29 protein-coding genes and 1 pseudogene are annotated in these 26,021 nt (G+C 34.7%); 26 read left to right on the top strand and 4 right to left on the bottom strand.

The genetic code is table 11. The features are described 5' to 3' along the window. Nucleotides 1–15: 15 nt before the first annotated feature. Nucleotides 16–732, top strand: a complete 717-nt coding sequence (locus tag ACLBWW_RS06895; protein WP_000403983.1) for a hypothetical protein — start codon at nt 16–18, stop codon at nt 730–732. Between the two features lie 33 nt (nt 733–765). On the opposite strand, the gene cheR is transcribed toward ACLBWW_RS06895, so the two are convergent. Then, nucleotides 766–1,548, bottom strand: coding sequence for a protein-glutamate O-methyltransferase CheR (cheR, locus tag ACLBWW_RS06890; protein WP_132131566.1), 783 nt, complete (start codon nt 1,546–1,548; stop codon nt 766–768). A 39-nt stretch (nt 1,549–1,587) separates the two neighbouring features. Continuing rightward, nucleotides 1,588–2,085 (bottom strand): hypothetical protein, encoded by a 498-nt coding sequence (locus ACLBWW_RS06885; RefSeq protein ID WP_061680540.1) that lies wholly within the window; start codon nt 2,083–2,085, stop codon nt 1,588–1,590. A 143-nt stretch (nt 2,086–2,228) separates the two neighbouring features. Here ACLBWW_RS06885 and ACLBWW_RS06880 point away from each other — a divergent pair, with 143 nt between their 5' ends. The 22 genes from ACLBWW_RS06880 (at nt 2,229) to ACLBWW_RS06775 (ending at nt 21,170) form a co-directional block, all read left to right on the top strand. Next, on the top strand, nt 2,229–2,693 hold the full coding sequence (locus ACLBWW_RS06880; protein ID WP_000946323.1) for a YaaR family protein: 465 nt from the start codon (nt 2,229–2,231) through the stop codon (nt 2,691–2,693). 16 nt (nt 2,694–2,709) lie between these two features. Then, complete coding sequence (locus ACLBWW_RS06875; RefSeq protein WP_431122178.1) at nt 2,710–3,162, top strand: hypothetical protein; 453 nt, start codon at nt 2,710–2,712, stop codon at nt 3,160–3,162. 17 nt (nt 3,163–3,179) lie between these two features. Then, entirely contained in the window at nt 3,180–4,478 is a 1,299-nt protein-coding gene (flgK, locus tag ACLBWW_RS06870) for a flagellar hook-associated protein FlgK (RefSeq protein ID WP_447613962.1), read from the top strand. Between the two features lie 205 nt (nt 4,479–4,683). Continuing rightward, nucleotides 4,684–5,547, top strand: coding sequence for a flagellar hook-associated protein 3 (locus ACLBWW_RS06865; RefSeq protein WP_447613961.1), 864 nt, complete (start codon nt 4,684–4,686; stop codon nt 5,545–5,547). Nucleotides 5,548–5,566: 19 nt separating this feature from the next. After that, complete coding sequence (locus ACLBWW_RS06860; RefSeq protein WP_447613960.1) at nt 5,567–6,976, top strand: flagellar hook-associated protein 2; 1,410 nt, start codon at nt 5,567–5,569, stop codon at nt 6,974–6,976. A 22-nt stretch (nt 6,977–6,998) separates the two neighbouring features. Then, nucleotides 6,999–7,367 (top strand): flagellar export chaperone FliS, encoded by a 369-nt coding sequence (locus ACLBWW_RS06855; protein ID WP_098152117.1) that lies wholly within the window; start codon nt 6,999–7,001, stop codon nt 7,365–7,367. Beyond that, complete coding sequence (locus tag ACLBWW_RS06850) at nt 7,357–7,629, top strand: hypothetical protein (protein WP_001058080.1); 273 nt, start codon at nt 7,357–7,359, stop codon at nt 7,627–7,629. The genes ACLBWW_RS06855 and ACLBWW_RS06850 overlap by 11 nt, the downstream gene beginning before the upstream one ends. A gap of 316 nt (nt 7,630–7,945) precedes the next feature. Continuing rightward, nucleotides 7,946–8,404 carry a flagellar basal body rod protein FlgB gene (gene flgB / locus ACLBWW_RS06845; RefSeq protein ID WP_447614015.1) on the top strand — a complete coding sequence of 153 codons (459 nt, stop codon included), beginning with the start codon at nt 7,946–7,948 and terminating at the stop codon, nt 8,402–8,404. A gap of 20 nt (nt 8,405–8,424) precedes the next feature. Continuing rightward, nucleotides 8,425–8,838, top strand: coding sequence for a flagellar basal body rod protein FlgC (flgC, locus tag ACLBWW_RS06840; RefSeq protein WP_060489730.1), 414 nt, complete (start codon nt 8,425–8,427; stop codon nt 8,836–8,838). 16 nt (nt 8,839–8,854) lie between these two features. Next, nucleotides 8,855–9,154 carry a flagellar hook-basal body complex protein FliE gene (gene fliE / locus ACLBWW_RS06835; RefSeq protein ID WP_000701682.1) on the top strand — a complete coding sequence of 100 codons (300 nt, stop codon included), beginning with the start codon at nt 8,855–8,857 and terminating at the stop codon, nt 9,152–9,154. Between the two features lie 22 nt (nt 9,155–9,176). Beyond that, nucleotides 9,177–10,751 carry a flagellar M-ring protein FliF gene (locus ACLBWW_RS06830; protein WP_226545494.1) on the top strand — a complete coding sequence of 525 codons (1,575 nt, stop codon included), beginning with the start codon at nt 9,177–9,179 and terminating at the stop codon, nt 10,749–10,751. Nucleotides 10,752–10,764: 13 nt separating this feature from the next. Next, complete coding sequence (locus ACLBWW_RS06825; RefSeq protein WP_000883360.1) at nt 10,765–11,769, top strand: flagellar motor switch protein FliG; 1,005 nt, start codon at nt 10,765–10,767, stop codon at nt 11,767–11,769. Then, nucleotides 11,756–12,442 (top strand): FliH/SctL family protein, encoded by a 687-nt coding sequence (locus ACLBWW_RS06820; RefSeq protein WP_447613959.1) that lies wholly within the window; start codon nt 11,756–11,758, stop codon nt 12,440–12,442. Before ACLBWW_RS06825 ends, ACLBWW_RS06820 begins: the two co-directional genes overlap by 14 nt. Beyond that, nucleotides 12,439–13,743, top strand: coding sequence for a flagellar protein export ATPase FliI (fliI, locus tag ACLBWW_RS06815; protein WP_447613958.1), 1,305 nt, complete (start codon nt 12,439–12,441; stop codon nt 13,741–13,743). The genes ACLBWW_RS06820 and fliI overlap by 4 nt, the downstream gene beginning before the upstream one ends. Nucleotides 13,744–13,859: 116 nt before the next feature. Next, nucleotides 13,860–14,270, top strand: a complete 411-nt coding sequence (locus ACLBWW_RS06810) for a cytoplasmic protein (RefSeq protein WP_098080157.1) — start codon at nt 13,860–13,862, stop codon at nt 14,268–14,270. A 10-nt stretch (nt 14,271–14,280) separates the two neighbouring features. Further along, the gene (locus ACLBWW_RS06805) at nt 14,281–15,396 is read left to right on the top strand and encodes a flagellar hook-length control protein FliK (protein ID WP_141559786.1); all 1,116 of its coding nucleotides are present in this window, start codon (nt 14,281–14,283) and stop codon (nt 15,394–15,396) included. A gap of 3 nt (nt 15,397–15,399) precedes the next feature. Beyond that, on the top strand, nt 15,400–15,972 hold the full coding sequence (locus ACLBWW_RS06800; RefSeq protein ID WP_001143483.1) for a flagellar hook assembly protein FlgD: 573 nt from the start codon (nt 15,400–15,402) through the stop codon (nt 15,970–15,972). Between the two features lie 21 nt (nt 15,973–15,993). Next, a complete protein-coding gene (gene flgE, locus ACLBWW_RS06795) occupies nt 15,994–17,307 on the top strand; it encodes a flagellar hook protein FlgE (RefSeq protein WP_431069840.1) in 1,314 nt (437 codons plus the stop codon). A gap of 49 nt (nt 17,308–17,356) precedes the next feature. Next, nucleotides 17,357–17,695, top strand: a complete 339-nt coding sequence (locus ACLBWW_RS06790) for a DUF3964 family protein (protein ID WP_000213334.1) — start codon at nt 17,357–17,359, stop codon at nt 17,693–17,695. A 239-nt stretch (nt 17,696–17,934) separates the two neighbouring features. Further along, the gene (locus ACLBWW_RS06785) at nt 17,935–18,420 is read left to right on the top strand and encodes a LysR family transcriptional regulator (protein WP_447613957.1); all 486 of its coding nucleotides are present in this window, start codon (nt 17,935–17,937) and stop codon (nt 18,418–18,420) included. A gap of 128 nt (nt 18,421–18,548) precedes the next feature. Beyond that, nucleotides 18,549–19,457, top strand: a complete 909-nt coding sequence (locus ACLBWW_RS06780) for a chemotaxis protein (protein WP_061680553.1) — start codon at nt 18,549–18,551, stop codon at nt 19,455–19,457. A 765-nt stretch (nt 19,458–20,222) separates the two neighbouring features. Then, nucleotides 20,223–21,170, top strand: a complete 948-nt coding sequence (locus tag ACLBWW_RS06775; RefSeq protein WP_447614014.1) for a DNA-binding domain-containing protein — start codon at nt 20,223–20,225, stop codon at nt 21,168–21,170. A 95-nt stretch (nt 21,171–21,265) separates the two neighbouring features. Here the strand turns inward: ACLBWW_RS06775 and ACLBWW_RS06770 are convergent. Then, nucleotides 21,266–22,067, bottom strand: a pseudogene (locus tag ACLBWW_RS06770) (flagellin N-terminal helical domain-containing protein). Nucleotides 22,068–22,327: 260 nt separating this feature from the next. Beyond that, complete coding sequence (locus tag ACLBWW_RS06765; protein WP_447613956.1) at nt 22,328–23,689, bottom strand: flagellin N-terminal helical domain-containing protein; 1,362 nt, start codon at nt 23,687–23,689, stop codon at nt 22,328–22,330. A 256-nt stretch (nt 23,690–23,945) separates the two neighbouring features. Here ACLBWW_RS06765 and ACLBWW_RS06760 point away from each other — a divergent pair, with 256 nt between their 5' ends. The 3 genes from ACLBWW_RS06760 (at nt 23,946) to fliM (ending at nt 26,019) form a co-directional block, all read left to right on the top strand. Beyond that, on the top strand, nt 23,946–24,731 hold the full coding sequence (locus ACLBWW_RS06760; protein ID WP_447613955.1) for a lytic transglycosylase domain-containing protein: 786 nt from the start codon (nt 23,946–23,948) through the stop codon (nt 24,729–24,731). A 62-nt stretch (nt 24,732–24,793) separates the two neighbouring features. Further along, nucleotides 24,794–25,018: a flagellar motor switch protein FliN gene (locus tag ACLBWW_RS06755; RefSeq protein WP_000775712.1), complete on the top strand. Its 225-nt coding sequence runs from the start codon at nt 24,794–24,796 to the stop codon at nt 25,016–25,018. A gap of 14 nt (nt 25,019–25,032) precedes the next feature. Next, nucleotides 25,033–26,019, top strand: coding sequence for a flagellar motor switch protein FliM (gene fliM / locus ACLBWW_RS06750; protein ID WP_000012366.1), 987 nt, complete (start codon nt 25,033–25,035; stop codon nt 26,017–26,019). Nucleotides 26,020–26,021 lie beyond the last annotated feature (2 nt).

The raw sequence follows: 26,021 nt of genomic DNA, 5'->3' as shown, positions 1-26,021 counted from the left end.
AGTGGAGGCGCTTAGATGGAGATTAAACGTACGACAATTGAAAATAAGACGCTACAACCATTAAAACAGCCTGCAGCTATTTCGGAACATGAAATCCAGAAAGAACGAAAGCATAGTAATCTAGTGTTTACTGGACAGTCTAAGATTATTTCGAAAAATAATGAAATAGGGATTTTACTTGCGAGTTTAGGTGATGGAAAGGTTATGAAGGAAATGCTTTCTAAAGAGATGGATACAGTACTGCAACTCTTTAAAAAGTTGCATACGTTATCTGGAGAAGGGAAGCAAACAGAAAAAGTATTTGAACAAGTAATGAGAAGTTTACAAGGGCTTGTTAAGCAGGCGCATATAAAAGAACTTCCTTTGTTAGATGGAACGTATGATTTCGCAGAAGTACAACTATCATTTGGTAGAAAGGTACATATTCCGTTATTAGATGTAAGTGCACTCATTTCTAGAGTGGAAAGTGATTCTTCAGAAGGAAATATAAATTTAATGGTAACGGTTATTACTGCTTACATAACGAAATTGTCTAATGAAACTATTTTAATTAGTGTTACAGATCGCACTGCTAAAGAGCGGGATGTGAGTGTATGGAGAGCGCTCGCAGAAATGAATATGACACAATTATCGCAGGCCCTGAAACAAACGATGCAAGAACATAAATGGTCTATGACATTTCTTTTTCTCTTTGTATGGATTGTTGCTATTATTTTAATTCGAGTTATATAAAAAGGTCGTCACTTTACATTGTGACGACCTCTTTTATATTTTTTCGTAAAAGAATGTATCAAAGCGCTGAAGATTGAATCGTTCGGGTGTTAAAATTTGTTCTGTGCTACCAACAAATAGCACCCCGCCTTTTCGTAAAGAGCGACTAAACTTTTCGTAAAGTTTTACCCTTGCTTCTTCAGTAAAGTATATCATTACGTTGCGACAAATGATTAAATCGTAATTTGTATCGAACGACTGCATTAACAGGTCATGTTGTTTGAACGTAACGTTTTGCTTAATGTTTTGATGTAATGAATATATATCATTCTCTTTTGTGAAATGACGTTCTTTCAAATCGGTAGGTAATTCTTTTAAAGAACGTTCTGTATATTGACCGCGTTTTGCAGTTTCTAAAATGTGAAAGTCAAGATCTGTTGCTTGTATTTCAAAACGAAATGGAGCTAGATGCTTCGATAAAATTAAAGAGAGTGTATATGGTTCTTCACCGGCAGCGCAAGCGGCACTCCATACTTTTAATTTTCCGTTATTTTGTTCAAGTAATTTTGGTAGTGCTTTCGTCTCTAACGTTTGCCACCGTTCTTTATTTCTAAAAAATTCTGAAACGTTAATTGTAATATAATCAATAAAACTTAAAAATAAATTTTGATCGGTACGTAAATTACTTAAAAAATTAGTGTAGTTCTCAAAACCTTTTCTCGAAATAAAAGCATCGATTCTACGACGCATTCTATCTTGTTTATATGAAGCGATATCCATATTAAATTGTTGTTTAAAACTCGCGATAAAATGATCATAATCTTGTTCAATTATCATATTTATAATAGGCACAATAATGATATTGTGCCTCCCCCTTTACATCATACGGATTTTTTGTTCAAAGTTTTTCTTCATCTGTTTTTCATGTAAACCAGGTAAATCATAAATAACAGCATCAATTCCTGCATCTTTTGCAACGTCAACGGGAATGACAGATGTATGCTTGTCCCCATTATAAAAACAGAGAACTAAATCGGTATCTTCAATTATTTGTTTTACAAAAAACATATAATCCGATCGGTAAATGGAGTCGGAAGGATGATCAAAAGCGACATACTCGGCTCCGTGTCTTTTTAAGTAATCAACGACCTCTTGAAATTCATCTGTTAATGATTGTAACGGCTGTAGCGTGTAAAGGCATAAATTTTGAGCGAGTCTTTCGTTTTCGATGAAAAAACGAAGAATCTCATTTTCGATAGATTTATAACATAATATGTAAATTTTATGTTTGTGAGCATAGTCAGTTAGAAATTTTTTTATTTCTTCTTGATCTAATGCTGTTAATTGATTTGAACCACAAAGAAAAATATTCATAGATTTGTGCCACCTCATGCTAAATTGTAACATATCTTTTATAAAAAATAACTGCAAAATATTAGTGTTCAGAGTATAATTATAAATAACTGGATTTTACGATTAAGTTTAGGAAGAAATAAAAAAATAAATAGGTGATATATATGCTGCGTTCGATCTCGCATAATCCAATTTTATCGCATATACCGCCTGCTACTCAAATGCCGAAAGAAGCAAATGTCAGGACAGGACTTGCATTTTCGGATAATTTGCATGCAGATCCGAAAAAAGATAAATTGTTAGAACAAATGGAAGCATTTGTCGATAACATTGGAGAAATTAAAGAGAAAATTGAAATGGAATTAACGCTTGATAATGTAATGGAATACAAAAATACAGTAAAATCATTTTTGAATTTTTACGTAGATAATGTATTGCAATATAAAGATGTCATGTCTCGCCATCCGCGTTACGGATATTCACAGAAAATGACGATTGTGAAACAGGCGGAAATGGGATTAAATGAGTTAGAAGATGTTATGAATTTAATTAATACGAAAACGGGACATTTAGAAATGTTAAATCAAATTGGAGAAATCCACGGTTTAATTGTAAATTTAGTCTTGTAAAAGGGAAGGAAGCTATATGTACATACAATTATATGAAAAGCTCGTTATTATTCAAAAAGCATATGAAAACATTCAAGCGCTTGGAGAACAAATATATGAGAATTTAAAACATAAAAATGTAAATGCAGTTCAAAAGTTACAAGTAGAGCAATTGCAGTACATTGATGGTTTAAAAAAGTTATCAAGTTCATTTGAAGAAATGGTTGTTCAGTTTTGTAAAGAACAGGGCGTGGAATCATTTCGCGTAAGTGCGTTATTTTCGTATTTTTCTCATGAAGAAATTGAAAAAATGGGAGAATTACAAAAAAATGTAGCTGAATTAGAAGAGAATGTAAAAATGATTCTTTTGAAAAATCAATATTACTTAAACGTACTATTAAAAACTACAGAAAGTATTGTGGATTCCGTTTCTGAATATAATTTAGAGCGAAACAATAATTCACAAATCTTTATGAACGAACTATTGTAAAGGGGAAGTGAAACATTATGAGACTATCTGATTATAATACGCCGTTATCAGGTTTGTTAGCGGCACAAATGGGATTACAAACGACGAAACAAAATTTATCTAACATTCATACGCCTGGTTATGTGCGTCAAATGGTGAATTACGGATCGGCTGGAGCAAGTCATGGCTATTCACCAGAACAAAAAATAGGTTACGGTGTACAAACGTTAGGCGTTGACCGTATTACAGATGAAGTGAAGACGAAACAGTTTAACGATCAATTATCTCAACTCTCTTACTATAACTACATGAATTCGACTTTATCACGTGTAGAATCTATGGTTGGAACGACAGGAAAGAATTCATTATCTAGTTTAATGGATGGCTTCTTTAATGCCTTTCGTGAAGTTGCAAAAAATCCAGAACAACCAAATTACTACGATACATTAATTTCTGAAACTGGGAAGTTTACAAGTCAAGTAAATCGTCTAGCGAAAGGCTTAGATACAGCAGCAGCACAAACGACAGAAGATATTGAAGCGCATGTCAATGAATTTAATCGTCTTGCTGGCAGCTTAGCGGAAGCGAATAAAAAAATTGGACAAGCAGGTACACAAGTGCCAAATCAACTTTTGGATGAACGTGATCGTATCATTACAGAAATGTCTAAGTATGCAAATATAGAAGTGTCTTATGAATCTATGAATCCTAATATCGCGAGTGTTAGAATGAATGGTGTTTTAACAGTAAATGGACAAGATACGTATCCGCTTCAATTAAATAAAGAAAAAGAACCAATGACTGCTGAAATTTACGGTTCGGAAATTCCTTTAACGAGTGGAGCAATCCAATCAGCGATCGATACGAAAGCGAAGATTGCTAGTTATAAGAAAAACCTTGAAGAATTAATGGGTTCTGTAAAGAATGAAGTGAACACAGTAATGGGGAAAGAGTTCTTCGTTGGAGATCAAGCGAAAGATATGAAATTAAACCCGGAATTTGCAAAAGATGTTTCGAAAATGAAAATATCTGCTGAAACAGCAAATAAACTAGCAGCAATTACAGATGGTAATTATAAAGAAGGTCTTTCTTATAAACAAGCATTAGACCAATTCGTAGTTGGTGTTGCATCCGATAAAAGTGCAGTGAATGCTTATCAAAAAATTCATGGGGATTTATTAGAGGGGATTCAGCAAGAAAAAATGGGTGTTGAAGGCGTTAATATGGAAGAGGAAATGGTTAATTTAATGGCCTTCCAAAAATATTTCGTTGCAAACTCTAAAGCGATTTCTACGATGAATGAAGTGTTTGATAGTCTATTTTCGATTATTAGATAATGAGGGATAAAAACGAAGGTCTTTTCTTTTATGTTTGAAGAGAGGGCCAGCAGAGGATAGAAGCGGTCAGAGCCTAATAGAGGACCTATCGGTGTGAGACCAGAGATACGGTGCGGTAGAGGAATAAGTTAGGTAAGCGGAGAGCCGGAAATAATTCTGGTTTCTTCTTCAAATTAATTTGAAATAGATAAAGGAGGAGATAGAAATGAGAGTATCTACATTTCAAAATGCAAGCTGGGCAAAAAATCAGTTAATGGATTTGAATGTGCAACAACAATACCACCGAAATCAAGTAACTTCAGGGAAGAAAAACCTTTTTATGAGTGAAGATCCACTTGCGGCAAGTAAATCATTTGCGATTCAACATTCATTGGCGAATATTGAACAAATGCAAAAAGATTTAGCGGATTCGAAAAATGTATTAACACAAACTGAAAATACTTTACAAGGTGTTTTTAAATCTTTAACGAGAGCAGATCAATTAACGTTGCAGGCATTAAGTGAGCAAAATGGTGAAAAAGAATTGAAAGCCATCGGTGCAGAGATTGATCAAATTTTAAAACAAGTTGTATATTTAGCAAATACGAAAGAGCAAGGTCGTTATATTTTCGGTGGTGATAATGCAGAGAAGCCACCATTTACAGAAGATGGTACGTATCAAGGTGGACAAAATGATGTGAACTGGCAACTAAATGACGGTTATGAATTAAAGGCATTTCGTAACGGTGAAGCGCTATTATCCCCTGTTATAAAAACGTTAAAACAGATGAGTGAAGCGATGCAAAAAGGTGACCAAAAAGCATTGCAGCCTTTATTAGGAGAAAATAAGAAAAATTTAGATGGCATCATTAATCGTACAACTGAAGTTGGTTCGACAATGAACACAATGGAGACGTTTAAAACAATTTTAAGCGAGCAAAATTTAGCGCTTCAAGAAAATCGTAAAGAAATCGAAGATGTTGATTTAGCGGTAGCCATTTCTGATTTAGCGTATATTAATGCGACGTATGAAGCGACGCTTAAAGCAGTTAGTACGATGAGTAAAACGAGTATTTTAGACTACATGTAATATACAAGGAGTGAGAAAAATGGCAGGAACAACGATGACAGGTATTGGTGGTAGACAACAAATTTGGAACCTTGGAAATAATATGATCGATACTTCTAACTTCGTGGAATTAGAAATGAATGCATTAGATATGAGAAAAACGCCGTATACGAAAGAAAAGACTGACCTTACGAATGATAGACTGGTATATACGAGTTTGAAATCGGAATTTAGCTCTTTTACACAAACTTTTAAAAACTTAGCGGCTTTTAAAGGAAATGAGAAAAAAGTAACAACATCACAAGACGGCTATATTAATGTAAAAGCTGATGGTGGTGCAATTGCAGGAACTTTTAATATGACGATTACTCAGCTTGCACAGCGTCATCAAATAGCCTCTAATAAGGTTACTGATATAAATGCGAAGCTTCCTAAAGATGAAACCATAAAATTAGGTGATAAAGAACTAAAAGTAACAACTGATATGACATATAAGGATTTAATTAATAAAATTAATGATGGAGATTATGGTGTATCGGCTTATACACTTGGAAATAAAATTTTCATGACCTCGAAAAAAGAAGGGGCAATGAATGAAATTAAATTAGAAAAGACACCGCCTAATGTACTTACAGATTTGTTTTATTCGAAAGTGGAAGGCAAAGACCCACTTGCCACTGAAATGAGATTAAATACTATTAATGAAGCGCTAGATGCAAAATATAGCATTAATGGTGTTGAGGGAAAAAGTGATAGTAATACAATTGAAGCATTGCCAGGTGTAAAGATTGAGCTATTGAAAGTGACGGAATCAAAGGTGGAAAATAAACCAGAAGGCGGAACTGGTACAGATGCAGACCAAAAAGCAAAAGGTATAGATCTAAAATTCACAGTAAGTGACTCAAACGTAACAGACGCATCAAATATTATTAAAAAGATGGTTGCAGATTATAATAAAGCTGTTTCTACCGTGGATATTTTCGCTGGAAAAGGTGGAGTTTTCCAAGGTCAAACTATTATGCAAAGCGTACGTCAGGCAATGAATAACGTCGTAACATTTTCTCAAGATGGTAATTATTTATTCTCGTTTGGTATTCAATTAAAGCAAGATGGAACGATGGAAGTTAATGATGAAAAATTAACACAAGCACTAAAAGAAAAACCAGATGCAGCGAAGCAATTTTTCTTCAGCTCTAACGGTTTAGGAAAAATGATGGAAGAGCCACTTGATAAGTTATTTGGTGATAAAGGTGTAGTCGGAGAGAGAGTAAAAAGCATTGATTCACGTGTAAGTGATTTAGATAAAAAGATTAAAGATATTGAAACACAAAACTTGCAAAAGCAAGATGAAATTGTGAAGAAGTATCAAAAGCTAGAAAGTACATTAGCGGCGCTTGATAGCCAATTAAAAACAATTAAAGCAATGACAAAACAAAAAAGTGATGATTAATGAAAGTTGAGGAAGTGATCGTATGCAAGCATGGCAACGTTATATGCAAAATGATATTATGACGAGTAATCCGATTAAAAATACAATTTTTATTTATGAAAGATGCATTATAGAATTTCGTAATTTAGAAGAACTGTTAAATGCTTTTAAACTACAAGAGGGAGATGCACTTCTTGAAAAGTTAGAACGTATTTTTGAAGAATTAAAGCTTCAATTAAATCCTGAAATTACGAAAGATTTATATGATAGTTTATATGGCTTATACGATTGGATTAGCATTCAAATTCAAACGATGAAAGTAACACGTGAAGCAAAAGACATTGATGCGATTGTGAAAGTGTTACAAGATTTAATAGACGGTTACCGCGGAGCACTTGAAAATGAACAATGATATTTATCGGACGTTTGTCGGCTGTTTTAATGAAATCGGTGAATTGCAAGTGTCAGATGGAGAGTTTGCTGAGAAGAGTGAAATGTTAAATCGCTGGATGATGACATTGGATGAGGAAACACGTGCGCAAGTTGCAGCAGAAGTAAGCCCGTTCATTATTAAGGCGGCACAGCATATTCGAGATAAGCAAAAGATTTTAGAAGAAATGATTATGACAAATGATGGGCGCATGAAAGCTAATTCATTTTACGGTAAATTTTAATGATAGAGTCTAGAAACGGATTCCCCTTTTAGGAGGGGATCCATTCCTTTGTTTAAGTAAAGACTTCCGCTGATTGAGGTTTCATTTTATGACTGTAATGAAAAAAGTAGTAATCTAAATAATGTGAAAATGAACTTTAGTTTGTAGATTATATATTGAAATGTTGCATAGATTATTACGTGTATACAGTTTTTTTGTATTCTTTTTTATATTTTTGTATTTTTCTAAAGACAACAATGGAAAAATGGAATAAAATATGTAAGGGTACATGATTGTTAATATTTTAATAAACACATATAAGAAAATAAATAATGAAATGAAACTTCCATCAGTGGATCATGAAATTAGAAAAGAAAGGGTGTGGAATATGCCAGATTTAGTGAGTGATGTAGGCCATTATATGAATTATTTAGTGACGAAACGAAATACTGTTTCTAGTAATATTGCAAATGCGAATACACCCGGCTATAAAGCACAAGATGTAACATTTGCTGAGCAAATGAATAAAAGTAGTGCATTATATAAGAACAATGCTGCGGACTTAAAGAGTAATCCGAATTTATATCAAACGAATGAAATGCACTTACCGACAGTGAATATGAAAAATACATATGCAAAGATTCAAACAAAATCAATGCAAACGAATAAAGATGGAAATAGTGTGGATGTAACGACAGAAATGCTAGATTTAATGAAAGCAAATCAGTTATACGGTATTTCAATCAACGCAATTAATACACAATATGCAATTAACCAAGCGGCACGCGGACGTTAAAAGTAGAAGGAGAGACAACGATGTTTCAGGCAATTAATGCAAGTGGCTCAGGGCTAACGACAGCGAGAAAGTGGATGGAAGTTACTTCTAACAATATTGTAAATGCAAATACAACGGCTGCTCCGGGGGCGAATTTATATGAGCGTCGTAGTGTAGTGCTAGAATCAAACAATAGTTTTGCAAATATGTTAGAGGGGTCTCCTACTAATGGAGTAAAAATAAAAAGTATTGAAGCAGATAAAACTGAAAACTTAGTGTATGATCCAACACATCCGCATGCAAATGAAGAAGGATATGTACGTTATCCAAATATTGATGTGACTGCTGAAATGACGAATGTAATGGTTGCCCAAAAAATGTATGAAGCGAATACAAGTGTATTAAATGCGAATAAAAAAATGCTTGATAAAGATTTAGAAATCGGCCGAGGATAAGGGGGAATATAGTAATATGAAAATCCAACCAATGTTAAATACACAGCCATTTGGAGCAATTCAGTCAATTGGTGCACCGAAAACGTCTCAAACATCTGTAGTTGAGGGGAAAAAGTTTATTGATTTATTGGAAGATATGAATCAAACGCAAAACAATGCGCAAACAGCAGTATACGATTTACTAACTAAAGGAGTAGGAGAAACGCATGACGTTTTAATTCAGCAGAAGAAGGCTGAGTCTCAAATGAAAACGGCTGCTCTCGTACGTGATAATCTTATTGAAAATTATAAGTCACTAATTAATATGCAAATTTAGGAAAGTGGACGGGTGTGTTTAAATGGAAAAGATGAAAAATGTTATCCAATCATTAAAAACGTGGCATAAGCTAGTAATCGGTGCTGCGCTTTTAGCGATTGTAACAGGAGCACTTTTATACTTCACCTTGCCAGATAAATATGTTGTTGTATATCAAAATTTAAATGATACAGATAAGCAAGAGATTACAGCAGAATTATCGAAGTTAGGTGTCGATTATCAGTTAGCGGCCGATGGATCGATTCGTGTGCAAAAAAATGATGCTCCATGGGTTCGAAAAGAAATGAATGGAATGGGCTTACCGTTTAATTCTAAAAGCGGTGAGGAAATTTTATTAGAAAGCTCGCTCGGTTCAAGTGAGCAAGATAAAAAAATGAAGCAAATTGTCGGTACGAAAAAGCAATTGGAGCAAGATATCGTAAGAAACTTTGCGACAGTTGAAACGGCAAATGTTCAAATTACATTACCTGAAAAAGAGACAATTTTTGATGAAGAAAAAGCAAAAGGAACAGCGGCAATTACTGTAGGTGTGAAACGTGGCCAATTATTAACTGCAGATCAAGTTGCGGGTATACAGCAAATGATTAGTGCAGCAGTTCCAGGTGTAAAAGCAGAAGAAGTAAGTGTGATTGATAGCAAAAAAGGTATTATCTCAAAAGGAGCAGATGAAGCGCATTCTACTAGTTCCTCTTCTTATGAAAAAGAAGTAGAGATGCAGCAACAAATTGAAGGTAAATTAAAGCAAGATATTGATGCAACGTTAATGACGATGTTTAAACCGAATGAATATAAAGTGAATACGAAAGTGTCTGTAAACTATGATGAAGTTACACGCCAGTCAGAAAAATATGGTGATAAAGGTGTACTTCGTAGTAAACAAGAGCAAGAAGAAAGCTCTACTGCACAAGAAGGAGCAGAGACGAAACAAGGCGCTGGTATTACAGCGAACGGTGAAGTACCAAACTACGGTACGAACAATAATCAAAATGGTAAAATCGTCTATGATAATAAAAATGGTAACAAAATTGAAAACTATGAAATAGATAAAACAGTTGAAACAATTAAGAAACACCCAGAATTAACGAAAACAAATGTTGTAGTATGGGTAGACAATGATACGTTAGTAAAACGAAAAATGGATATGACTACTTTCAAAGAAGCAATCGGCACAGCTGCTGGGCTTCAAGCTGATCCGAATGGAAACTTTACAAACGGTCAAGTTAACGTTGTAACTGTTCAGTTTGATCAGCCGAAAGAAGAGAAGAAAAAAGAACCAGAAGAAAGCGGTATAAACTGGTGGTTATTCGGTGGAATTCCAGCTGGTTTATTAGCGATTGGTGGTCTAGTATGGTTCTTATTAGCAAGACGTAAGAGAAAGAAAGAAGAAGAGGAATATGAAGAATACTTAGCAGAAGAGGAAATTGCTGCAAGTAATGAAAGTATTATGGAAATTCCTGAAGAAAAAATAGTACCAGAGCCAAAACCAGAACCAGAAGAACCGAAAGAACCAACGTTAGATGAACAAGTGCATGATGCTACGAAAGAACATGTAGAAGGAACTGCAAAAGTAATTAAAAAATGGTTAAATGGACAGTAAGGGAGGAACAACGATGTTAGATGAAATCTCCTCCAAAGAAAAAGCTGCCATCCTTATTCGTACATTAGAAGAAGGGGTGGCAGCAAAAGTCATTGAATATATGACGGCTGAGGAAAAAGAAGTATTACTTCGTGAAATTGCGAAATTTCGTGTATATAAACCGGAAACGTTAGAAAATGTACTAGGGGAGTTCTTGTATGAATTAAATGTAAAAGAATTAAACCTAGTGACTCCGGATAAAGAATATATTCGTCGCATATTTAAAAATATGCCAGAAGACGAACTAGAAAAATTATTAGAAGATCTTTGGTATAACAAAGATAATCCGTTTGAATTCTTAAATTCACTTGCAGATTTAGAACCACTTCTTACTGTACTTAATGATGAGTCGCCACAAACGATTGCGATTATCGCTTCTTATATTAAACCGCAGCTTGCTTCTCAATTAATTGAGAGATTACCAGATCATAAGCGAGTAGAAACGGTAATGGGGATTGCGAAGCTAGAGCAAGTAGATGGTGAATTAATAAATCAAATTGGTGATTTATTAAAATCAAAATTAAATAATATGGCGTTTAATGCAATTAATAAAACAGATGGCTTGAAAACAATAGTAAACATTTTAAATAACGTTTCACGAGGTGTTGAAAAAACAGTCTTTCAAAAACTGGATGAAATGGATTATGAGTTATCTGAGAAAATTAAAGAAAACATGTTTGTATTTGAAGACTTACTCGGACTTGAAGATCTTGCACTTCGTCGTGTTTTAGAAGAAATTACAGATAACGGTGTTATTGCGAAAGCACTTAAAATTGCAAAAGAAGAAATTAAAGAGAAATTATTTACATGTATGTCTTCAAACCGTAAAGAGATGATTCTAGAAGAATTAGATGGCTTAGGACCACTTAAGATGACGGATGCTGAAAAGGCACAGCAAACGATTACAGGCACAGTGAAAAAGCTAGAGAAGGAAGGAAGAATTATCGTTCAAAGAGGTGAAGATGATGTCCTTATTTAAAAACAGAATTCCGAAGAATTCTGTTTCTTTTTCTGAAGAAACGTTTGAATTACAATTTCCAAAACCAATACCAGTTCAAGTAGAAGAAGAAATACAGGTGGACCATGAAGAGCTTCTTGCACAGCAACAATCATTACATACTGAACTGAATCAACTAAGACAAGAACAACAAATGTTAGAGCGAGAGCGTCAACAGCTATTACAAGATAAAGAACAATTTCAAATGCATATTCATGAACAAATGGAACAGATGGAAGCAGCACGTATGCAGTTTCAAAAAGAACAACAAGAAACAGCATATGAATGGACAGAGTTATTATGGAATCAATCTTTTCAACTAGCAGAAAAAATTGTGAATCAAGCTGTAGATACTAGATTACTTGATGTGTTACCTATATTAACGGGCATCGTTCAAACATTGCCTACTTCTTTTGAAAAATTAGTCATTACAGTACATCCAGAAACATTTGAACGTATTCAAGAAGAGAAGGAAAATACGAAAGAGTATTGGTTACTACAATTAGTAGAATGGAAATACGATTTCTCCTTGCAGTTCGGTGAATTTGTTCTGGAAGAAGAGAAAGAGTTCTTTGAATTTAAATTTGCACCTATATTTGCGAAACTTCGCCAGAAATGGGAAGAGGGGAAGTTATTTGAGGAGCAAAATGTATGAATAACAAGCTCATGAACGAACATAGTAAATGGAATACGTTTATTGAAACCCCGTTTTATACGAAAGTCGGTAAAGTTCATAGTGTACAAGAACAGTTTTTCGTAGCGAAAGGGCCAAAGGCGAAAATTGGAGATGTTTGTTTCGTTGGGGAACATAATGTTTTATGTGAAGTGATTGCGATTGAAAAAGAAAACAATATGCTACTTCCATTTGAGCAAACAGAAAAAGTATGTTATGGAGATTCAGTTACATTAGTTGCAGAAGATGTTGTCATACCTCGTGGGAATCATTTACTCGGAAAAGTGTTAAGCGCAAATGGTGAAGTACTAAATGAGGATGCAGAGAATATTCCATTACAAAAAATAAAACTAGATGCCCCGCCTATTCATGCATTTGAACGGGAAGAGATTACCAATGTATTTGAAACAGGAATTAAATCTATTGATTCTATGCTAACAATTGGCATCGGTCAAAAGATTGGAATTTTTGCTGGATCAGGTGTTGGTAAATCTACTTTACTCGGAATGATTGCAAAAAATGCAAAAGCTGATATAAACGTTATTAGTTTAGTAGGAGAGCGTGGCCGGGAAGTAAAAGACTTTATTCGAAAAGAATTAGGTGAAGAAGGAATGCGAAAAAGCGTCGTTGTTGTAGCGACGTCAGATGAAAGCCACCTAATGCAACTTCGTGCAGCGAAGCTTGCGACATCTATTGCTGAATACTTCCGTGATCAAGGCAATAACGTACTACTTATGATGGATTCTGTTACTCGTTTTGCGGATGCCCGCAGAAGCGTTGATATTGCCGTTAAAGAGTTGCCGATTGGTGGTAAGACACTCTTAATGGAAAGTTATATGAAGAAGTTGTTAGAGCGCTCTGGGAAAACACAAAAGGGATCTATAACAGGTATATATACAGTACTCGTCGATGGGGATGATTTAAACGGACCTGTACCAGATTTAGCACGAGGTATTTTAGATGGGCATATTGTGTTAAAGCGTGAACTTGCAACGCTCAGTCATTACCCTGCCATTTCAGTGTTAGATTCAGTAAGTAGGATTATGGAAGAAATCGTGTCGCCAACTCATTGGCAACTGGCAAATGAAATGAGAAAAATCTTATCTGTTTATAAAGAAAATGAATTGTATTTTAAATTAGGAACGATTCAAGAAAATGCAGAAAATGCTTATATTTTTGAATGTAAAAACAAAGTAGAAGGTATAAATACGTTTTTAAAACAAGGTCGATCTGATAGTTTCCAATTTGATGATATTGTTGAAGCGATGCACCATATAGTATAAGACCTCTGCCCAAGAGGTCTTATTTTTTTGTTTTTTAATATTTCACAGATTTTTTTGGAAAAAAACTATATAATAGAAAAAGAGAACGTTATAATAGGAAGGGGCTATAAAAACAGGTGGATAAGCAGCAGTACGACACGATAAAATTGCAAATAAATCAAGAAAAAGAACAGATTTTGAAAGAAGTGTATGAATTAACAGGTGAAAAAAGAAAAATAGAACAAAAAAAAGAATATGATTTATATGTAGTAAAATCGCGTAGTAAAGTCGTACAAACTGGGCAGCGTATAATGGCTGGCATGCTTTCGTCACATACGTTTTCACCTGAAAGAATAGAAGAATGGAATCGGAAAATTAAAAAAACGGAAGATTTTATTCAAAAAAATGAAAGCCTTTTAGAGCAAGTAAAAGAAAAAGAACGTGTCATTGATGAGATGTATCAAGAAGGTTGTAGAAAGCTTGCTAAAGTACGAGAAAAGCAGGAAGAAAAAATGCTTCTTGATTTGAAAATGTGTATGAATGGATGAGGTGAATATAGTGATACAGTCTGTATTACCGGTGCAACAAAGTTTACCTCCGCAAAAAGAAAAAGGGCTAGAAGTACAATCAAAAAGTGAAGATTCTTCATTCGATCGTACGATGAGAATGGAAAATAAAAAGCAGCCGAAAACGGAGAAAATGAAACGAGAAGAAGCACCAAAAGAAGAAAAAAAAGAATATATTCTTTCTAAACAATCCGTAACGAAAGAAGAGCCAATTGTAAAGAAAGAAGAAAAAAAAGAGACAGAACAGTTACTATTGGCTGTATCTGAGCAAATGGTTGCAATTGAACAATTACGTGTGCAGCCGGAATTGTTATATCAATACATACAAAAAATACAAGAGCTATATAAAGAATATGGGAATATAAAACTTAACGAATTACCCGCCAATGAATTACAACAGTTGCAAGAGCTTCTTTCAAATATGAATATCAAAAATGCTATATGTTTAGAAGATACAATGCAAATGGTATTAGACAAAATGAAGATGCCGGAGCAAACGATGCAAGCATTAAAAATTGTAGAAACAGAAACTTGTAATATTGCAAAGAAACAAGAAGATTCCAAAGACTTAGATGTAGATCTTCCAAAAGCTGAGGGCGATGATGTAAAGATAGAGTTGCCGGAAGGTGATGTGTTAAACGATTCGAGTTCAACGGGTGCGGAGTTATTAAATAAAGCAACGGGTACGGATCAAATAGGAAAATCAAATAGTGGCGCTGAGAAAGTTACGTTACCTGACTTAGGAAAGAAAATGGAAGCACAAGTAGAAGCGTTGCAAAAATTTGTAGTGAAACAAGAGCGTGTTTTATTTCAGTTAAATCCAGAAAAACTTGGTACATTAACGGTGTTTATGAAGAAACATGGAGATCAAATTGATGTTCACGTAGAAATGGAAAAACATGATGCGAAAAAACGTGTTGAAATCATTTTTGATGAATTGAGACTGAAGTTAAAAGAAAAAGAAATCAATATTCAAATTAGCTATTCAGATAAAGATGAAAATCGAAAAGAACAGCGAGAACAAGAGCAAAGACAAAAACAAAAATTAGCAAGTACGAAACATGAAAAACAACATTCAAAAGAATTTGCGGGATTATTGGAGGAATAAAGTGTGCCAACAGTTGGATTAAATACAACGAGTACAAATCATATTCCGTTACAAGCAGGAGCACAAACAAAAAACGCATCTGTTACTGGTGCACAGTCGACAGCTCAACAAGCAAACGGAGTATCAGCAAGTACTCAAAAAACACCCGGTATTATGGATAAAGATGATTTCCTGAAACTTTTCTTAGCAAGCTTTCAACATCAAGACCCGTTTAATGCGATGGATATGAACCAAATGATGAACCAAACAGCACAGCTATCGCTTATGGAGCAAGTACAAAATATGACGAAAGCAGTAGATAAACTGCAATCAACGATGTATTCGACGGCTCTTGATGGAGGGATGAAGTTTTTAGGAAAGTACGTTAGAGGTGTAAGCAATAATGGAAAGCAAGTGACTGGTCAAGTGGAAACAGTTCGACTTGCTGAAAATAACGATGTGCAACTTATTGTTGATAATCAAGTTGTCTCACTTCGTTTCATAGAGAGGGTTTCTGATAAACCAATAACAGAAACTAATCCGGAAGATGAGAAGAAAGATGATATAGAAAAAAATGAAGAGGTTAAGCAAGATTAATAAAAGGAGTGTACAAAGGTTATGATTAAAGCGTTATATACAAGTATTACAGGGATGAATGCAGCACAAAATGCATTAAGTGTTACTTCAAATAATATTGCAAATGCACAAACAGTTGGATATAAAAAGCAAAAGGCTATTTTTGATGATTTACTATATAATAATACGGTTGGTTCACGTGGTGATGGTGCTTATGCTGGCACGAATCCAAAGAGTATTGGTAACGGTGTAAAGTTCAGTGGGACATCTACAGATTTTAGTGATGGTTCTATTACTTTAACTAGTGATAAGATGGAGACAGCAATAGAAGGAAACGGTTTGTTTTTAGTTGGTGATCGTAACGGTGGAAATGTAGAGTATACGAGAAAAGGGTCTTTTGGTGTATCGAAAGATAGCTATGTTACAAATACAGGTGGACAGTATGTACTAGGTTATGGTGTAAAAACAGGAACACAAGAAGTAGATTTTTCTTCACGACCAAGCCCAATTCATATTCCAATGGGATCAGCTGTTGGTGGGATTCAAACAGATAAAGCGACAATAAGCGGAAACCTTCCTAGGAACCAAAATGCATTATCTCACGAATTCACAGTTTTTGATGCGGAAGGGAACTCGTTAACGTTACGTGTAAATATTAAGCAAAAGACTGAATCGGAGACTGTAGATGGTAAAGTAGTTGAAAAGCCGAAGGCAGGTGAATATACATATTCAGTTTCTGTAAGAAATGATTCTAAAAACGACAAAGAATTTAAGCCTATTGAAGGCATGCCGGAGAATAAACCTCTTATATTTGATACATTAGGGAATTTAAAGCAAACAGATGAACCTGTACAAAAAGATCCAGTAACTGGTGAAATTACTAAAGGTGGAACGATTGATATTCCTTTTGGAAAGGGATTGAAACTGGATTTAAGTGGTCTAACAAATTATCCGACAGGGAAAACTATTTCTACAACAGAAGTAACGGGGCGTCCAGCTGCAATTGCAAATGACTATTCTATTTCTGATGGTGGTTTCGTTATGATGAAATATTCGGATGGTAGTATGAAAGTTGTAGGACAACTAGCTGTAGCTACATTCCCGAATTCAGGTGGATTAATGAAAACTGGGAATGGAAATTACGTTGCAACACCATCAGCGGGTATTCCAGGGGTAGGTGTTGCTGGTGAGAATGGTGCAGGGAATGTACGAGGGTCAGCAAAAGAAAGTTCAAACGTAGATTTATCTGTAGAATTTGTTGATTTAATGCTTTATCAACGTGGATTCCAAGGAAATGCGAAAGTAATTAAAGTGTCAGATGAAGTATTAAATGAAGTTGTGAACTTAATTCGATAATATATAATAAAGTAAAATTGTAATGTAGTAGAAAGGGTTTTTTATTCGTATGACGACAAGACAAGAGCGAATTTTACAATTGCCTTTTTTCGAAAATAAACGTGAACTTGCCGAGCAAGTGTTAAAAATGGAACGAGAAGAGCATATATATTTACCTGATCAATTTGAAATTAAGCAAGTACCTGCATATTCATTTGGTGAAAAGCAATCAATTATTGGCCGTATTCATGAGTTTTATTTCGTAAGTGTTGGTAGCGAAGGAGAATGGAAGTATCAACTGTTTAAGGACGAGATGAAGTGCCGGGAGTTTTTTATTACACTATCAGGGATAACGGATCAGCAGATTGCATTTTGGTTCAATAACATCGAGTTATTGAAAAGCTCTTAAAAAGCTTTTAAAAGCCCTTTTTTAGGTTTTGAGAGAGGACCTGGCGGTGTGTGGTGGCGGTTAGTGCTTATGTGGGTGCTCGACCGTTGTTTAAGACCAGAGATATGGAGAGTTACTAGGTTAGTTTAAGAAGATTTAAGCGAAGTGTAGTATGAATAATACGTGTGGTCTTAGCGTGTTAGATGGACTAATAAGTTTATTTGTGACGATAGATTTCTATAAAAGGAGAGGTGAGGAGGATGGCGCAGAATAAGTATCGCGTTACATTCATTTCGCCAAGTGAGGTTGAGCAGCGGACTGTTATGGCGGCGAGTAGTTTGCCGGATTTAATTCGTAAAGTAGAGAGTATTATTGCAGATCCGAATGGTTATTTTGTGAATGATAAAAAAAATAATTGCTATTTTAAAGTGATTAAAGAAAATGTTACATTTATTCAATATGAGTTACTATTTTCTGATAAAGAAATTCATATTGAAAAATTAAAACATATAGCACCATCTATATTGAAACAATTATTTAAAAAAATAAATGATCCGGAACTATATGCGCTCGCGCTACTGGATGTTGATATAGCGACGAAAGAATATGTGCTAGCAGAAATGAATACAGGGTTAAGAATAAGAGTAGAAACAGAGCTTTCGAAAAAATGGGAAGCGATGCCGACAGAAATTGTAGGAGCACAAGAAGTGTTATTAGAAGCACTTGCTGCGTTTATACAAGAGTAATTGCTTTTCTAAATAAAGAAATGAATCGTTCGACTATCTATATTTTTCATATAGGTAGTTGACTTTTTCGGTTTAATAAAGCTTAATAATTAGATATACGGAAATAATGAAAGGGGAGCGACACCTTTATGTCACAAGCACAAAGTATTTTATTAGAAAGCGGAACAAATGAATTAGAGATTGTTACATATACTGTTGGTGAAAACCTATTTAGTATTAACGTAATGAAAGTACGTGAAATCATTAATCCATTCCCTGTTACAACTGTGCCAGAATCTCATCATGCAGTTGAAGGTGTTGTTCAAGTACGTGGTGAAATCTTACCCGTTATAAACTTAGCGACAGCTCTTAATTTAAAATCGACAAAGCCACTTGATCAAACGAAATTTATTATTTCAGAATTAAATCAAATGAAAGTTATTTTCCGTGTTGATGAAGTGCATCGTATTCAACGTATTTCGTGGGAACAAATTGATGAACCAGCTTCATTGTCTATGGGACTAGAAGAAACGACATCTGGTATTGTAAAACTAGATGGAAAAATCATCTTACTATTAGATTACGAGAAAATTGTATGTGAAATTAGCGGAACTGGTTATGATAATAAATCCCTTTCAAAATTAGAACAAAAAACAGATCGAGCTGAAAAAGTTATTTATATAGCAGAAGATTCAGCGATGCTTCGCCAAATATTAGAAGAAACATTATCATCAGCTGGATATACGAAAATGAACTTCTTCAGCAATGGTGCAGAAGCATTGGCGCAAATTGAAAAGCTAGCGAAAGAGCAAGGAGAAAAAATGTTTGAACATATTCACTTGCTAATTACGGATATTGAAATGCCGAAAATGGATGGACACCATTTAACGAAAGTAATTAAAGATGGTGAAATAATGAATCGTTTACCAGTCGTTATTTTCTCTTCACTAATTACGAATGAATTATTCCATAAAGGCGAAGCTGTGGGGGCAAATGCTCAAGTAAGTAAGCCAGATATTCAAGAGTTAATTGGTTTAGTAGATAAGTTAGTGTTGTAAAAGAGATTTAAAAGCATTTCTTTTGCTGGAATAGAAGCTCTAGCTGTGTGTGGTAGCGGTCAGTGCCTAATAGATCTCTGTGCGATGTAAGACCAGAAGTATGGAGTTGTTTTAGATACAGAGGAAAAGTGAGCCGCCAAGAGGGTTTTTAAAAAGCTGATATATCATGTTTTTCTATTTATTAGGAATAGAGAAACTAGCCATGTGTGGCGCGGTTAGTGCCTAATGGAGCGCCGTACCATGTGAGACCAGAGATATGGAGTGGTTTTAGGTAAGTAGAAGAAGTGAGGATTTGCAGACACTATTTACAACTCTATTCTTCTAGTGGAGAGAAGGGAACTAGCCATGTGTAGTATTGGTTAGTTCCTTTTTAGTGTTCTATATTCTGTATAGGCGGAAAGATGGAACGTTTTGGAGTGTTTCTAGTTGTAAGTATCAAAAATCTTCATTTGAAGATTTTTGATTTAGAAATATAAAAATGTATCTTTGGATTATTTTGGTAATATTTCGTGGTAACGCAAACTTTTTCGGTGAAAATACATTCAAAATACCATATAATATAATTAAATGTGATTAATATGCAATTATACATATTAATTGAAAAATCTTTTTTTATTTCTATACTTTTTATATATTTTTGTATGTTTATTATTTGACAGACAATTTTGAAATGTTATAATATGGATATGTAAAAATTGCTATTTTCTGAGAAGACATGGGAGTCAGATGAGAATTGTGAAAGGATGAGGGGGAGTGACACAGATTATGTATCACCACACAGCAATCAATGTATTAAGTCTTTTACAAAACATGTCAAATAATAAAATGAACGATGTGCAACTAGAAGAGGAATTTAAAAAAATAGAAAAACAATTCCAAGTAAAATATGAAGAACTAGTTGATTTACATAATAGAATGGTATTATTTCAAATAGATATAGAAAAAAATGGTGGGATGCGAGCGTATGAAAAATCAACAATTACATGGCTAAAGTCTGAGCTAGAGTTACTGTATGAAGTGTATCAATTTTCCCAACGTCACGGTTTAAACATTATTAATATTTCAAAATACGTTAGTAAAAAAGAACTAAATCTTTTTCCAAAAACAGCAAGTCAATTACAAAATACGTATTACAAATTAAAAAAATGTGAAATACCATTTGAAAATGTTGAAAAACAAAAACCAGGACGAAAGCGAAAATATACGCCTGTAAAAGAACCAATTGTTGAGATGAAAACAGAAAACAAGAAAGAATTAAGAAAAGAAGTTGAAAATACAGAGAGTGAAAAAAACCTTGTAACAGTTATATCTGGTATTGTTGATAATTTTGAAACGATTAGCCAGTGTAGTGAAAGAAAAGAGCATGAACTACATCAGTTCATGGAAGGGATTTATAAGCTTTCTAGCATGGCGGCAGAGCGTTCAAAAGATGAAAAGAATGCACGTGGTCTCGAAGGTGAATTACATGTATTGCGAGCTGAAAATGAAAGGCTAAAACGAGAAAAGGAAGAGCTTGTTCATGATATAAAAGAAATGACGCATCATTTAATTCATTTCATTACGAGCTCTGATATTAATCAAATTCGCACATTACCTTTCTTCGTAAAAGAATGTAAACAAGATTTGCATAAATTAGGGTTATATAACGCGCAAGACGGTAAAATGAAAATTATGGTTGATCGTAGTGGGCAGGTTATGACTGTAACGCAGTAATAAAATTTGGGTACAAAATAAAAGGGAGATACATAGTTTATATGTATTTCCCTTTTGTTTTGTATGGAATCGTTTCATAGAAGGAAGATGATTTTTTAAGATTGTAGTAACTTGGAAACCATTTGCGGAATTTGATTTGCTTGTGAAACCATACTAAGTGCAACTTCAGTTAACAATTTAAACTTTAAAAAATCGCTCATTTCCTGCGCCATATCTGCATCTTCAATTCGAGATGCAGCATCTGTTAACGCCATACTTTGGCTATTTAAATTTTCAATATTAAACTGTAAACGATTCATCATAGCACCGAGATCAGCACGATGAAGTGATACATTTTGTAAAGCCTCTTCAATTTTACGAATTGCAGCTCTTGCTTCTTGTTCTGTTGAAATTTTGATGTCATGTTGTGTAGGGGAAGGAGGAATATGTTTCGTTATATTTACTGTATGACCAATATCATCTAACGTAACAGGACGGTTTCGGCCGTCGAACACGGATAAATCATTAAACTCAGTCGTCTCGTCAATATAGCCAATTTGTTCTGTTAAAGATTGAAACTCTTTATTTAGTGAATCACGGTTTTTATTTGAATTTGTACCATTTGCAGATTGAACAGCTAAATCACGCATGCGCTGTAAAATATTCGTCACAGTTTGAAGAGCTGCTTCTGCCGTGCGGAGCATCGATATCGCATCCTCATTATTACGAATTGCCACACGCATACCACTCGCTCGTGCATGCATACGAGTCATAATCGCAATATTAGCTGGATTATCAGAAGCATGGTTTAACTTCTTACCAGTAGCCAAATGCTCCATCGCAATATTCATACGTTTTTTCATTCTCGTATAGCGATTGCCTAGCATTCATACTCAAAACATTCGTACCAATACGCATAATAGACACTCCTTATTGTATAGATTCATATAGGATCTTAAAGCCAATAAACAGTTATAAAAAGAAAAAAGGACTTATGCTTATCTTCTAGTTGTGTTTTAACGAGAGAGGGGATAGAGATAGGTTAATGATTATTGCTAGGTAACGCGGATGCTCTCTCTTACCTAAAAAAGAAAAATCTTACAAATAATTCATCTATATAGAAAAAATAAACCTCTCCGCAAGCAGAGAGGTTTATTCATGAGACTAACTCAAATGGATTATTGTAATAATTTAGAAACCATTTGAGGAGTTTGGTTTGCTTGAGAAAGCATGCTAATACCAGCTTCGTTCAAGATTTTGAACTTAGTCATTTCAGACATTTCTTTTGCCATGTCAGCGTCTTCGATTTGAGAAGCAGCTGAAGCCATAGAAGAAGATTGGCTCTTAAGGTTGTTTACGTTAAAGTCAAGACGGTTTAATGTAGCACCTAAAGTTGCACGGTTATCAGCAACTGTTTTTAGTGCAGCATCAATTTTACTTACTGCATCTAATGGAGTACCATTTGTAGCAGCAGCTTTAGCAGTTTCAAATTTAGAAACTAAATCTTTAGAACCTGCTGTATTCTCCATTATTCCTTTAGTATCTTCTAATTTTTGTTTGTTAACAGCGTTACTTGTATCTGCTTCATAAACAGCTTTAGCAGCAAGGTAATTTTTGGCTGGCGTATCTAAAGCTGTTTTAGCATCTTTATAAGCTGTAACTAATTTGGTAGCATTTACATCTTGGCTAGAAGCTGCTGTAGCTAGAGTAAGTTCAGCTTTTTTACCGTTTTCTGAAGCTTCTAATGCATCGAATTTGTTAATTAATTCTAGGGCTTTAGCTTTCTCAGTAGGATCAACAGTGTTTGTAATAGCGTCTTTAGCAGTAGTTTTATCTCCTGCATTAGCAGCGGTAATATAAGCTTTTGCTAGCGTAGCAGCAGCTTTATCAGGACTAGCTGCTCCGTCAGCAATCGAAATAACTGATTCTTTAAATGATGTAGTTAGCGCAGTAGCTTTATCAGCAGCTTCACTTGCATCAACAGTAGCTTTTGCAAGTGGGTTAGCAGAAGCACCAATCGCTAATTGGTCAATTCCAAGAGATTTTAAAGAAGCTGATTTTAAGTTAATACCAATTTGTTGATTACCATCTGAAGAGTCTAATGTTTGAATGTTAATAGATGAATCAGACTGTAATAAGTTTTTATCATTGAATTGTGTATTCTCTGAAATGTAAGTAATTTGCTTTTGTAGTTCTGCAAATTCTTTTTGCATTGCAGCTTGGTTATCAGATGTATTTGTGCCGTTTGCAGATTGGTTTGCAAGGTCACGCATACGAAGTAAGATGTTAGATACAGATCCTAAAGCTGAGTCAGCCGTACGGATTAATGACATACCATCTTGTGTGTTGTTAGCAGCTACGTTTAGACCGCTTTCACGTGCACGCATACGAGTTGCGATTGCAAGACCTGCTGCATCGTCAGAAGCGTTGTTGATACGCTTACCGCTTGATAAACGGTCCATAGAATTGCTCATTTTTGCTTGGTTTTGACGCATATATTCTTGCGTACGTAAACTATTAATGTTTGTGTTAATTCTCATGTTAAGAACCCCCATTTTTTTATATTGACTTTTCTGCAAATTGAAAAACGGTAATATGCGAAAAAATCAATTTCGAGATTTATTGTAATCCCTGTCATAGCGGGTGTCAACTAAAAATTCGAATTAATAAATATAAAAAAATAACAGTTTAACAATATATTCATTTTTTTATTACAATATTATTAAAAGGATTATTGCAAACTTAAAAAAAAAACTCTAATATTAGATTATCTTTGTTTACCGAAAAGGTGATATTATGATAGTTGGAAATATAGTAAAAGAAGTGCTTGCATATAAGAAAGGACAAATTCAGCAAAAGCTAAGTAGTCCACAAGCATTCGTTAGTAGTCGTTTTCAAGAGAAGTTGCAGAGTGAACCTGCGAAGGAGACGAAGGGTACTACGCAGCCGGCAAATGTAGAGGATATGAGTCAGCCGGTACAATCTACGAAAATAGAAACGGTCGTAAATAAACCGGAACAATCTATTACTAAAGTAGAGGAAGCGAGTAAGCCTGAAGAAAAGGCTGAAACGAAGAACGTAGATGAAGTGCAAGTCGCACAAAAAGAGTTTGAACGACGTTTCCCAGAAACGAAAAATGAGGCTGCTGATACGTGGGAATTAACGAAGAAGTATAATATTCAAAAAATACGTTCTTCTAATGAAGGGAAGTATGAGGATATTATTGATAGAGTCAGTCGTACATACGGAATTCCGAAAACGTTAATTCAAAAAATGATTGAAGTAGAGTCTAATTTTAATCCGAAAACGGTGTCACATGCAGGTGCGATGGGACTTATGCAGCTTATGCCAGCGAATGTGAAAGAGATGGGTATAAAAAATCCATTTTCACCAGCTGAAAGTATTGAAGGCGGCGTGAAAGAGTTAAGCGGTTATTTAAAGAAAAATAACGGCGATCTCGTATTAGCGCTTGCATCTTATAATGCAGGTCCTGGTAATGTGAGAAAGTACGGAGGCGTACCACCATTTAAAGAAACGCAAGGATATATTAAAAAAATATTAAATATCGACGTTTCAAAATAAGAAGTTTCATATATAGAGAGAACATGAAATTTTCGTGAACATGATATGGGAGTTGGCTAGATTTGAAATTACAAGATGATATTCCGTTAACAATTTATTTTGAAATCGGAAATACGAAAAAGAAAATTGAAGATTTGCTTCATATTACGAAAGGTACATTGTATCGTCTTGAAAATTCAACGAAAAATACGGTGCGTCTTATGCTTGAGAATGAAGAGATTGGAACCGGAAAGATTTTGACGAAGAATGGAAAGATGTACGTTGAAATCGTTGAATTGAAAAGGTAGGGAAGGGGATTGTCATGAGTGGCGAAAAATTAAGCCAAGAGCAAATTGATGCCCTGCTGAAGGCGGTAAATGAAGGCGAGGAAATGCCAGCTTTCGCACAAGAAGCAGGGAAGCAAGAGAAATTTCAAGAGTATGATTTTAATAGACCGGAGAAGTTCGGTGTTGAGCATTTACGTAGCTTGCAAGCAATTGCTTCTACATTTGGTAAACAGACGTCACAGACGTTGTCAGCGCGTATGCGTATTCCGATTGAGTTAGAGCCTTCTACGGTTGAACAAGTTCCATTCACGAGTGAGTATGTGGAGAAAATGCCGAAAGATTACTATTTATATTGCGTTATTGATCTTGGCCTCCCGGAGCTTGGAGAAATTGTTATTGAGATTGATTTAGCGTTCGTTATTTATATTCATGAATGTTGGCTTGGTGGAGATAGTAAGCGTAACTTTACGATGCGCAGACCACTTACCGCATTTGAGTTTTTAACACTGGATAATATTTTTATGCTCCTTTGTAAAAATTTAGAGCAATCATTTGAAAGCGTTGTTGCGATTGAACCGAAATTTGTAACGACGGAGACAGATCCGAATGCATTAAAGATTACGACAGCGAGTGATATCATTTCATTACTAAACGTAAATATGAAAACGGATTTTTGGAATACGACAGTGCGCATCGGAATTCCGTTCTTATCTGTTGAAGAAATTATGGATAAGTTAACATCTGAAAATATTGTGGAACATTCTTCAGATAAACGTAAGAAGTATACGTCTGAGGTGGAAGTGAAAGTAAATCAAGTGTATAAACCTGTTCACGTTGCAATTGGCGAGCAAAAGATGACGATGGGTGAGATTGAACAAATTGAAGAAGGCGATATTATTCCGCTTCATACGAAAGTTTCGGATGAATTACTTGGTTATGTAGATGGAAAGCATAAATTTAATTGTTTTATTGGGAAAGATGGAACGCGTAAGGCGCTCTTATTTAAAAGTTTTGTAGAGTAGGA

The organism is Bacillus sp. M5A3_1b (assembly GCF_053345335.1).
The sequence above is the reverse complement of the archived record's forward strand: the minus strand, read 5'-3'. Positions and strand labels throughout refer to the sequence as shown.